Raw genomic sequence first — 10,613 nt, forward strand, 5'->3', positions numbered from 1 at the left:
GGTGGACGGCGCTCTCTTGATTGTAGATGATACGGGGGACCCCGAGATGTCCCTCCTTTCCCTACCCGGCGCTCTACCGACCTCGACCGCCTCGGCGGCGGCCACCTCGGCGCCGCTGGCGTACTGTTCCCGCAGCTCCCGCTCGCCCACCCCGTCGCCGTCGACCGCGGCGGCCCGGGCCCGGTAGTCGGCGGCCTCGGCCTCCTTGCGGGCCGCCACCTGTGCCATGCCGGCGACCACGTCGTCGGGCACCCGCAGCGCGGGGATCCTGACGATCTCGGTCTGCCGACCGGGCAGCGGAACCCGCCCGAAGACGGTCGAGACCCCGACGTCGCCGAGCACCGTCGCCAACCGCTGCGGTGGCAGGTACGCGTCGAGCGTGACCAGCGCGTACGTCCCGCCCTCGGCGGTCGGGGCGGACGCGGGCAGCGCGGCCAGGTCGGCCGCGGCCGACCGCAGGTAGCCGGGGACGGAGTCGCCGTCGGCGACGCCGACCCGGGTCACCTCGCCGACCGTTCGGTCGCCGACCGGAGTGTCGTCGACGGCCCAGACGGCGGTGCCCAACACCGCCGCCGCCGAGAGCACCGCCGCCCAGCTGAGCACGCCGGAGCGCGGCGACCGGTCGCCCAGCCGGGCCACGGCCCGGGTCAGCGGCGGCAGCAGCCGTTGGTCCAGCTGCCGCAGCAGGTTGCCGGCGCGCACGGGCGGGATCCCCTCTGTGGATCGGTGTCGGGCGGTCGCCGCTCAGTCACGCAGGATCTGGAGCGCACGGTCCAGGTCGTCAGGGTAGTCGCTGACGAACCGGACCTCGTCCCCCGTTCGGGGGTGCAAAAAGCTCAGTTCGCGGGCGTGCAGCCACTGTCGGGCCAGGCCGAGACGGGCCGAGAGGGTGGGATCGGCGCCGTAGGTGAGGTCACCCACGCAGGGGTGTCGCAGGGTGGAGAAGTGCACCCGGATCTGGTGGGTCCGGCCGGTCTCCAGCCGGACGTCGACCAGACTCGCCGCCGGGAACGCCTCCAGGGTGTCGTAGTGGGTGATGCTCGGCTTGCCGCCGGAGACCACCGCCCAGCGGTAGTCGTGGGTGGGGTGCCTGTCGATCGGCGCGTCGACGGTGCCCCGCAGCGGGTCCAGGTGACCCTGCACCACCGCGTGGTAACCCTTGTCGACCTCGCGGTACTTGAAGGCCCGCTTCAACGCCGTGTACGCCTGCTCGCTCTTGGCCACCACCATGATTCCGGTGGTGCCCACGTCGAGCCGGTGCACCACGCCCTGCCGCTCGGCGGCGCCGCTGGTGGAGATGCGGTGCCCGATCGCGGCGAGCGCGCCGATCACCGTCGGCCCGGTCCACCCGGGGCTGGGGTGCGCGGCCACCCCCACCGGCTTGTCGACCACGACGATGTCGTCGTCGGCGTAGACCACCCGCAGGCCGGGCACCGCCTGCGGCACCACGGTCGGCGGTGCGACCGGGGCGGGCAGCGTGACCTCCAGCCAGGAGCCGGCCTTGACCTTGTGCGAGTTGGGCCGGGCGGCCCCGTCGACAAGTGCGTCGCCGGCGTCGACCAGGGCCGCGGCGGCGGTGCGGGAGAGCCCGAACAGGCGGGACACGGCCTGGTCCAGGCGCATGCCGTCGAGGCCGTCCGGGACCGGAAGGGAACGGTGGTCGCCGCCAGCGGCGAACGCGGAGGTCATGCCCGCTCCCGCTGCTCGGCGCCCGACGCGGCGTCGGCGGTGACCGGGTCGCCGTCGCGCCCCGCCCGCCGGCCGTCACGCTGGCGGCCGGTCAGCTCCAACAGGACGGCCAGCAGCACGCCGCAGACCAGCGAGCTGTCGGCCAGGTTGAACACCGGCCAGACCTGACCGTACGGGTCGAAGAGGCTGATCATGTCGACCACGTGCCCGTGGAAGGGGGACGGCGCCCGGAAGATCCGGTCGACGAGGTTGCCCAACGCGCCACCGAGCACCAGGCCGAGGGATATCGCCCAGGGCAGCGAGCGCAGGCGCAGTGCCATCCAGACGATCCAGCCGACCACACCGATGGTGATCAGCGGGAAGACCCAGGTGTGGTCGGAGCCGATGCTCCAGGCCGCGCCGCTGTTGCGGGTCAGGCTCAGGTAGACGAACCCGCCGAGCAGCCGGACCGGCTCCCGGTCGGTCAGCGCGGCCAGCGCGAGGTGCTTGGTGACCAGGTCGGCCAGCAGGGCCACCAGGGCGACTCCGGCGAGAATCGCGACGGCCCGGGGCCGGCGGGTGCCGCCGCCCGGGTCGGTGCGGCCGGGTTCGGCGGACGGTACTGCGGTCATGCGCTCCCCATCGACAGTCTTGGCGGTGATCGCTCACCGTCTCATCGCCGCCGGGGAGCGGACCTCAGCGCCGCTCCTCCAGCTGCTTGCACGTCACACACTGGGTGGCTGACGGGAAGGCGGCGAGGCGCTCGACCGGGATCGGGTTGCCGCACCGCTCGCACCAGCCGTAACCACCCTCGTCGAGGCGCTCCAGAGCGCGCTCCACCTGCGTGATCCGTTCCAGAATGCTGTTGGCGAGAGAGATCTCCTGCTCCCGCTCGAGCGTCTTGGTGCCCGTGTCGGCCTGATCGTCCCCGGCCGAGTCGGTCAGCCGATCGCGCTGCAGCTCGGTGATCTCACTCAGCGTCTGATCGTACTCGGCACGAAGCTCGTCCCGCCGCGCCGCCAGCGCCGCCCGGATCTTCTCGGTCTCGGCGCTGCTGCGGGTGGCCTTGGCCACCGGCTTGCGCCCGGCGGTCCTGGTGTCGGATGGCTTCGCCATGGGTCGCTCCCTCGGCCGGGGAACCGCGCGGTCCGCGGCGCCTGGGTCAGGGGGCGCCGACCAGGGCGTCCCCTATGTAACGAAAAGGGGCGCGCAGCGACGATGGCCGCGCACTCCGGAGGTTGGCAAGAATACGGAACGTACAGGCGTCCGACAACGTGCCGCACCGTCGCACCGTCTAACAGCCCCTAGCCCTGCCTAACTGGGGCAAAGGGAACGCTAGCAGATCAATTGACCGCCTCATCCCCGTACTCACCAAACCATCGGGCCAGACGACCCCGCCGACTGACCGCCCGCAACCGCCGTTCCGCGGCGTCGCGCACCCCGGCGGTCGCCACGATCAGCAGACTGTCGCCGGTCTTCAACCGGGTGTCCGGTGCGGGCACGAAGCCCACGCCGTCGCGCAGCACCAGGGTCACCGACGCGCCCAGCGGGAGCCGCAGCTCGTCGACGTGCACGCCCGCCAGTCGCGAGCCGGGCGGCACCTCCACCTGGAGCAGGTCCGCCCGCATCCGCTCCAGCGGCGCGGTCTCCACGTGGATCTCGGTGGCCTCGGCCGGCGCGGTCACCCGCAACCGGCGGGCGAACGGGCCCAGCGTCCCGGTCTGCACCAACGTGAAGATCACCACCAGCACGAAGACCACGTCGAAGAGCCGCTCCGCGCCGGGCACCCGTTCGGAGAGCGGAATGGTGGCCAGCACGATCGGCACCGCCCCGCGCAGCCCGGCCCAGGACAGGAACGCCTGTTCTCGAAGGCCGACCCGGAACGGCACCGCCGAGACGGCCACCGACAGCGGCCGGGCCAGGAGCACCAGAGCCAGCCCGGCGACCACTGCGGGCAACACCGCCGCGTCCAGCCGGCCCGGCGAGGCCAGCAACCCGAGCAGCACGAACAACCCGATCTGGGCCAGCCAGGCCAGCCCGTCCGCGAAGCCGAGAATCGCCTGCCGGTGCGACAGGCGGGCATTGCCCAGCAACACCCCGGCCACGTAGACGGCAAGGAAGCCGGAAGCGTGCAGAACCGCCCCCGCGGCGTACGCCAGCACGGTGATGCCCACCGCGGCGATCGGGTAGAGCCCGGCCGAGGGCAGCGCCGCCCGGCGCAGCGCCCAGGTGCCGGCGACTCCCGCGGCCACGCCCACCGCCACACCGACGCCCAGCTCGTAACAGACCAGCGCGACCTCGTACCACCACGGGTGCGACAAGCTCTGGTGCGACAGCAGCACCACCAGCAGCACCACCGGGGCGTCGTTCATCCCCGACTCGGCCTCCAGGGTCGCCACCAGCCGGGGCGGTAACCGCAGCCGGCGCAGGGTGGCGAAGACGGCCGCCGCGTCGGTGGACGAGAGCACCGCGCCGTAGAGCAGCGCCAGCCGCCAGTCCAGCCCCAGCAGCAGGTGCACGGCGACGCCGACCACCACGATGCTGACGATCACGCCGACCGTGGAGAGCGCGGAGGCCAGCCCGAGCACCGGGCGCAGCGTGGTCCACCGGGCGGTGAGGCCGCCCTCCGCGATGATCACGATCAGCGCGCAGAAGCCGAGGGTCCGGGTCAGCTCGACGTCGTCGAAACGGATGCCCAACCCGCTCTCGCCGATCGCCACGCCCAGGGCCAGGTAGACCAGGAGGCTGGGCACGCCAAGCCGGGTGGAGAGTCGTACCGCGCCGACCGCGACCAGCAGCACGGCCGCACCGAGCAGCAGCGCGATGTCCAGCCCGGGCGTCACGGCTGCCTTGCCTGGGCTGTCCTCACTCGGCGGATCCGTCGCGCAGGCGGCGCAGCACCTCGGGTAGCTCCGGGCCGGGCCGATCGACGAGGAAGAGCTTGTCCCGGCTGGCCGCGCCGGTACGCAGGGACACCGCCGCCGGTCGGACGCCCAACGCGCCGGCCAACGCCCGGCGGGCCGCCTCGGTGGCCCGACCGTCGACGGCCGGGTCGTGGACCGCGATCACGAGGGCGGGCCCGTGCGGGCCGTCGAAGCGGCCACCCACCCGGTCCCGGGAGGCGCCGGGCTTCACCCGTACCGCCACGGTGAGCGTGTCCTGCGCGGGCACCGGCGCCGCTTCAGATCGGCCGGGCGTCGGCGAGGAGAGCGGTCGCCGGCGCGCAGTGCGCGCACGGGGTGAAGCCGAGTTGCACGGCCTCGGCGACCGGCAACGTCTCGGGCTGCCAACCAACCAGGTGGGGGCAGCTGTCGAGGTGGTAGCGGGGGCGGCCGTCGACCACCTCGACCGCGTCGAGCAGCCGCGCCACCCGGGCCGCCTCGGCGGCCGTGATCTGCTGGACGGCCGGCTCGTCGACCGCGTCGTCGAACACGTCGTCGGTCGACACCGCGACCGGCGACGCCGGGCTGACCGGCCGGGCCCGCGAGGGCGGCTCGTCCGCCGCACTCACGAACGGCGACGACCCCTGGTCGTACGGCGACGCCTCGTCGACGCGCGGCGGGTCGAACGGTGCCGCGTCGTCGACGCGTGGGTCGAACGGTGCCGCGTCGTCGGTCGGCGGCACATGGTCGACCGGCGGCGCGGGTGGTTGCCGCCACCCGGTGCCGCCGGTACCAAACGTCGTGGGCACATGCTGGACCGGCACCTCCGGCTCGACCAGCGGCGGCCCGTACGCGACACCCGGTGTGGCCTGGCTGGCCGTGCGGGGCGCGTCGGGGTGCTGCCGGTCGGGCCGGCCGGGATCCGCCATGGCGCGGTTGGCGGCTGCCTGGCGGGCGCCCGCCACCAACGCCACGGCGGCCAGCAGACTGGCCGCGATGGAGATGACCAACAAGAAGCTGGAGCCACCGGCCAGGCCGAGCACCAGTAGCACCACCGCGACGAGGATGAGCAGAAGACTTGCGACTATCACGGCTCACCCCCGCCGCGTCGAACCGTCCAGGCCGGGCCGGCAACCGTCACCATTGGCGGACAGCGATCGCCGGCCGGTGCTCAGCGTCCGGCTTCGAGGGCGCCGGAGCGCCCGCCGCCGCCGTACGAACCAGCGAGACCCGCTGCGGCCAGCCCGTTGCCGCCAGCGACCCGGCCGGCTTCGGAGCGGGTCATCTCGGCCTCGAGGCCCTGGCCACGACCGTCGAGGTCACGCAGCTGGCTCTCCAGGTACGCCTTGAGCCGGGTGCGGTACTCGCGCTCGAACTGCTTGAGCTCCTCGATGTGCTTCTGCAGCGCCGTGCGCTTGGCGTCCAGGCCGCCCATGGCCTCCTGGTGCCGCTGGCGGGCGTCCCGCTCAAGGGCGTCAGCCTTCGCGCGCGCCTCCCGGGTCACCTCCTCGGCCTTGCCGCGAGCCTCGGACAGCAGCTGGTCGGCCTCGCGGCGAGCGTCGGACACGTGGTCGTCGGCGGTGCGCTGGGCCATCATCAGCACGCGCAGGGCCTGCTGCTCACCGTCGCCGGTGACGCCGCCGGCCGGGCCGCCGGTCGCGCGGACCTGCTCCAGCTCGGCCTGCATCGCGCGGGCAGCCTGCTCGGCCGCCGACTTGTCGCGCTGCACCCGGTCCAGTTGGGCCTTGACGTCATTGAGCTCCGCCGCGAGTCGGGCGTCGCCGCCGGGGCCGGCGGGGGCACCGCCACGGCCGCCGCGCTCCACCTGGGCGCGCAGCTCGTTGTTCTCCTCGATGAGACGGGCGAGCTCGCGCTCGACCTCATCCAGGAAGGCGTCGACCTCCTCCTCGTCATACCCCCGCTTGCCGATCGGCGGCTTTTTGAAGGCGACGTTGTGGACGTCGGCCGGGGTCAGCGGCATCGAAACTCCTCGGGTCAGTTGCGGCCGCGAAAGCGCGTCGGTCATCAGGCAGATGCCCTGATCGACGGCCCTAACACGAACTCCATCAGCACGAACAGGATAACCAGGAGCACAAGGGAGGCCAGGTCGATGCTCACGGTACCAATTCGCAGCGGAGGGATCACACGCCTCAACGCGTTGAGAGGGGGATCAGTGACGCTCCACACGGATTCCAATCCTGCCGATGCTCCACGCCCCGGTTGCCAGCGACGGCCGTACTGCAGGACGGCGCTCAACACGAACCGGGACAGAAGAAGGAGCAGGAAGACATAAAGGATCAGGTACAGCACTTGCAGTAAGATCGACAACACGGTCAGCGACGTCCCTCGGGTCGGGCGGGGTCAACTCAGACTGAAAAAGCCGCCCTCAGCGATCTTGGCTTTGTCCTCAGCGGTGACCTGGACGTTAGCCGGTGAGAGCAGGAACACCCGATTGGTCACGCGCTCGATCGTACCGCGCAGGCCGAACGCCAGTCCGGCGGCGAAGTCCACCAGACGGCGGGCATCGGCCTCATCCATCTCGGTGAGATTGATGATCACCGGGACCCCGTCGCGGAAGTGCTCACCGATGGTGCGCGCCTCCCGGTAGGTGGTGGGGTGCAGCGTCGTGATCTGGTAACGCTGCTCCTCCTCGGGCAGGGCCCGCTCACGCGACGTGACCTGCGGCGCGAGGGCCAGGTTGTCCCGAGTGTGGTAGGTCAGCGCACCGGAGGTCTCGCCCGCCGACGACCGCGTGATCGACCGCACGCTGGACCGCTCGATCCGCTCCGGCCGCTCACCGTCGCCGCGCTCGGACTCGCTCAACCGCCCGCTCGGCCGCTCGGAGAGTCGACCCCGCCCGCTGTCGCGCGGCCGGGGAGCCGGCGGCTCCTCGGTGTCGTCCTCGTCGTCGTCGGCGAACTCCTCGGCGTACCGGCTCTGCCGGTACCGCGAGTCGCGGTAGCCACCCTTGTCGTAGCCACCGTCGTCGTAGGCCCGCTCGTCGTCTTCTTCGACCAGACCGAGCCAGACCCCCGCCTTGCGCAGTGCACCCATCCCGCGCCCTTCCGTCCGCCGTGCGGCACGCGCCCCCGTGCCATGTCGCCCGTCGCGAGTGGACAACCATGCCCATCGGACCGGAACAGCAATCCCCCGGCGCGCGATTCGCGTCGCGCGCCACGACCCCCGACTAGGAGACGCCCGCCCCTGAAACAACACTGATGTAATTTGCTTGTCTCGCGGTCAGGCTACCGCAGCGTGGGACGCATTCCGAGTAACGCGCTACCGACGCGGACATGTGTCGCGCCGTAACGGATCGCGATTTCGAAATCTCCGCTCATACCGGCGGACAGCGCTGTCGCTCCCGGATGGACGGCCCGAAACGCGTCGGCAACCTCCGCGAGCCGGGCGAACGCCCGCTCCGGCTCCCACCCCAGCGGAGCGACCGCCATGAGACCGACCAGACGCAGCCCTGGCGCGTCGGCCACCGCCTCGGCCACCGGCTCCAGACCGGAGCCCGGATCCGCCGAATCGGGCAGCGCTCCGCCCCGGGCGGCGTCGCCGTCGATGCTCACCTGGATCAGGGCGTCGAGCGGCGCCTGCCGGTCGGCGGTCGCGGTGGCCAACGCCCGGGCCAGCCGGACACTGTCGACGGAGTGCACCACGTCGGCGTAGCGGACCACCGAACGGGCCTTGTTGCGCTGCAACTGCCCGATGAAGTGCCAGCGGGGACGGACCCCGGCGGCAGCCACCTCGGCGGCCTTGCCGGCCGCCTCCTGGTCGCGGTTCTCCCCCATGTCGGTCACCCCGAGCCCGGCCAGCGCCACCACGTCGCTGGCCGGGTAGGTCTTCGTCACCGCGATCATCGTGACCTCGGCGCGGTCCCGGCCGGCCCGCGCGCAGGCGTCGTCGACCCGGGACCGAACCTGTGCCAGACCCGCCGCGAGTTCGGCGTGCCGATCCGGTCGTACCGTGGCTGAGCTGTCGGTCATCGGCGGTGCTCAGGACCCGTTCTTGAGGAAGTCGGGAACGTCCACGTCGTCGAAGAGCACGCGGCGCGGCGACTGGGCCGGAGCCGGGTTGGTGGCCGGCGCCGGCACCGGAGTGCTCTGCGGCGCCGGCTGGTTGGTGTTGGACTTGCGGGTCGGCTCGGCCGCCTTGTACGCGGGCGTGCCGCCGTCGAAGCCCGCCGCGATGACCGTCACCCGCACCTCGTCACCGAGCGCGTCGTCGATGACCGCGCCGAAGATGATGTTGGCGTCCGGGTGGGCCGCGTCGGTGACCAGCTGGGCGGCATCGTTGATCTCGAACAGGCCCAGGTCGGAGCCACCGGCGATGGAGAGCAGCACGCCCCGCGCGCCGTCCATGCTCTGCTCCAGCAACGGGCTGGAGATGGCCGCCTCGGCCGCCTCGACCGCGCGGTTCTCGCCGCGGGCGCTGCCGATGCCCATCAACGCGCTACCGGCGCCGCTCATCACGCTCTTGACGTCGGCGAAGTCCAGGTTGATCAGACCCGGGGTGGTGATCAGGTCGGTGATGCCCTGCACACCCGAGAGCAGCACCTGGTCAGCCGTGCGGAACGCGTCCATCATGCTGATGTTGCGGTCGCCCAGGGCCAGCAGCCGGTCGTTCGGGATGACGATCAGCGTGTCGCACTGGTTGCGGAGTTCGTCTATTCCCGTCTCGGCCTGCACCTGGCGGCGCTTGCCCTCGAAGGAGAACGGTCGGGTCACCACGCCGATGGTCAGCGCGCCCAGCTTGCGGGCGATGTTGGCCACCACGGGCGCGCCGCCGGTGCCGGTGCCGCCGCCCTCGCCGCAGGTCACGAAGACCATGTCGGCGCCCTTGAGCACCTCCTCGATCTCGTCGCGGTGGTCCTCGGCGGCATTCTTGCCGACGTCCGGGTTGGCCCCGGCCCCCAGGCCACGGGTCAGCTCCCGACCGACGTCGAGCTTGACGTCGGCGTCGCTCATCAGCAGCGCCTGCGCGTCGGTGTTGATCGCGATGAACTCGACGCCCTTGAGCCCAACCTCGATCATCCGGTTGACGGCGTTGACGCCGCCACCCCCGATGCCGACGACCTTGATGACCGCCAGGTAGTTGTGCGGAGGTGTCATCTCCGGTCCTTTCCTTCGAGATTGGCTTCGGCCGACCGGTTACGGCGTGGCCAGACCAGCGGCCGACGACAGCTGTCACCAGCGAGGATCAGGGGTGAACCCTAACCCTCTACTAGAGGCTTACAGTTATGTCAACCACTGAAGCTCTTCGAGGCAACGTAAGCGCCACCGCGCGATGAGCCAAGGACCCGGGCGGCGTGTCGCCGAGCGGAGCGCGACGGTTCACGTCCGCGCACGCTCACCGGTCAACGAAAGGTCACCACATCCGGCGCGCTCACGTCGATCCGGTCGGTGTCCTCGTCGAGCAGCGCGGTGGCCACCCGGGCCTTGTCCGTCCCTCGGCTCGCGTCGCCCCAGACCACCGTCCGGTCCCCCCGCAACCGCAGACTGATCCGGGCCAGCCCCGCCACGTTCACGTCCACCAGTTCCGCGCGCAGCTGCGGCGTCAGCGCGACGAGCACCTCCAGCGCGGCCCGCGTGCCCGGATCGTCGGCGGCCGGCCGGCCCACCGTCACCTGCGGCAGCTCGGCGGGGCGTCGCTCCACCGTCCGGAACGCCACCCCGCTCCGGTCGATGACTGCGAACGCCTTCCCCTGCGGCACCACCGCCACCGCGGTCCGCTCGGTCACCCGCACCACCAGCGCGCCGGGCCAGTCCCGCGAGACCGTGGCCCGCTCCACCGCCGGCAGCGCGCCGACCCGACGGGCGGCGGCGGCCAGGTCCACCCGGGCCAACGGCACCCCGTCCGGTACGCCGACCGCGTCGTGCACCTGCACCGGAGTGACCAGGTCGGCACCCTCCACGCGGACCTCGCGCACACCGAACAGCCCGGTGCCGAGCACCGTCCAGGCGACCAGCCCGGCCAGGGCGAGCACCCCGGCGGCCACCGCCCACGGCAGCGCCGCACGCATGCGCCGCTGCCGGGCACGGGCCATGAACCGGCGGGTCG

General features: G+C 72.3%; 12 protein-coding genes and 1 pseudogene. All 13 read right to left on the reverse strand.

Annotated elements, in window-relative coordinates; all coding sequences use genetic code 11:
• A pseudogene (locus PSH25_RS20970) lies at positions 1-702 on the reverse strand (hypothetical protein); the annotation flags it as partial.
• A 42-nt stretch (positions 703-744) separates the two neighbouring features.
• Complete coding sequence (locus PSH25_RS20975) at positions 745-1,689, reverse strand: RluA family pseudouridine synthase (protein ID WP_124770805.1); 945 nt, start codon at positions 1,687-1,689, stop codon at positions 745-747.
• Complete coding sequence (lspA, locus tag PSH25_RS20980) at positions 1,686-2,300, reverse strand: signal peptidase II (RefSeq protein ID WP_238660710.1); 615 nt, start codon at positions 2,298-2,300, stop codon at positions 1,686-1,688. The genes PSH25_RS20975 and lspA overlap by 4 nt, the downstream gene beginning before the upstream one ends.
• A 64-nt stretch (positions 2,301-2,364) precedes the next feature.
• Positions 2,365-2,784 carry a TraR/DksA family transcriptional regulator gene (locus PSH25_RS20985; RefSeq protein ID WP_238660711.1) on the reverse strand — a complete coding sequence of 140 codons (420 nt, stop codon included), beginning with the start codon at positions 2,782-2,784 and terminating at the stop codon, positions 2,365-2,367.
• Between the two features lie 227 nt (positions 2,785-3,011).
• A complete protein-coding gene (locus PSH25_RS20990) occupies positions 3,012-4,511 on the reverse strand; it encodes a potassium/proton antiporter (protein WP_238660712.1) in 1,500 nt (499 codons plus the stop codon).
• A 22-nt stretch (positions 4,512-4,533) separates the two neighbouring features.
• The gene (locus PSH25_RS20995; protein ID WP_196918900.1) at positions 4,534-4,839 is read right to left on the reverse strand and encodes a DUF167 domain-containing protein; all 306 of its coding nucleotides are present in this window, start codon (positions 4,837-4,839) and stop codon (positions 4,534-4,536) included.
• 10 nt (positions 4,840-4,849) lie between these two features.
• Positions 4,850-5,641, reverse strand: a complete 792-nt coding sequence (locus PSH25_RS34315) for a hypothetical protein (protein WP_441005355.1) — start codon at positions 5,639-5,641, stop codon at positions 4,850-4,852.
• Between the two features lie 80 nt (positions 5,642-5,721).
• The gene (locus PSH25_RS21010; protein WP_124820047.1) at positions 5,722-6,531 is read right to left on the reverse strand and encodes a DivIVA domain-containing protein; all 810 of its coding nucleotides are present in this window, start codon (positions 6,529-6,531) and stop codon (positions 5,722-5,724) included.
• Positions 6,532-6,575: 44 nt separating this feature from the next.
• On the reverse strand, positions 6,576-6,881 hold the full coding sequence (locus tag PSH25_RS21015; protein ID WP_030334503.1) for a YggT family protein: 306 nt from the start codon (positions 6,879-6,881) through the stop codon (positions 6,576-6,578).
• A gap of 30 nt (positions 6,882-6,911) precedes the next feature.
• Positions 6,912-7,604 carry a cell division protein SepF gene (locus tag PSH25_RS21020; protein ID WP_238660713.1) on the reverse strand — a complete coding sequence of 231 codons (693 nt, stop codon included), beginning with the start codon at positions 7,602-7,604 and terminating at the stop codon, positions 6,912-6,914.
• A gap of 191 nt (positions 7,605-7,795) precedes the next feature.
• Positions 7,796-8,539 carry a YggS family pyridoxal phosphate-dependent enzyme gene (locus tag PSH25_RS21025; protein ID WP_238660714.1) on the reverse strand — a complete coding sequence of 248 codons (744 nt, stop codon included), beginning with the start codon at positions 8,537-8,539 and terminating at the stop codon, positions 7,796-7,798.
• A gap of 9 nt (positions 8,540-8,548) precedes the next feature.
• Positions 8,549-9,664, reverse strand: a complete 1,116-nt coding sequence (gene ftsZ / locus PSH25_RS21030; RefSeq protein ID WP_238660715.1) for a cell division protein FtsZ — start codon at positions 9,662-9,664, stop codon at positions 8,549-8,551.
• A 245-nt stretch (positions 9,665-9,909) separates the two neighbouring features.
• A partial coding sequence (locus tag PSH25_RS21035; RefSeq protein WP_238660716.1) for a cell division protein FtsQ/DivIB occupies positions 9,910-10,613 on the reverse strand: 704 nt, incomplete at its 5' end.

The organism is Micromonospora foliorum (assembly GCF_022229015.1).
Classification (GTDB): Bacteria; Actinomycetota; Actinomycetes; order Mycobacteriales; family Micromonosporaceae; genus Micromonospora; species Micromonospora foliorum.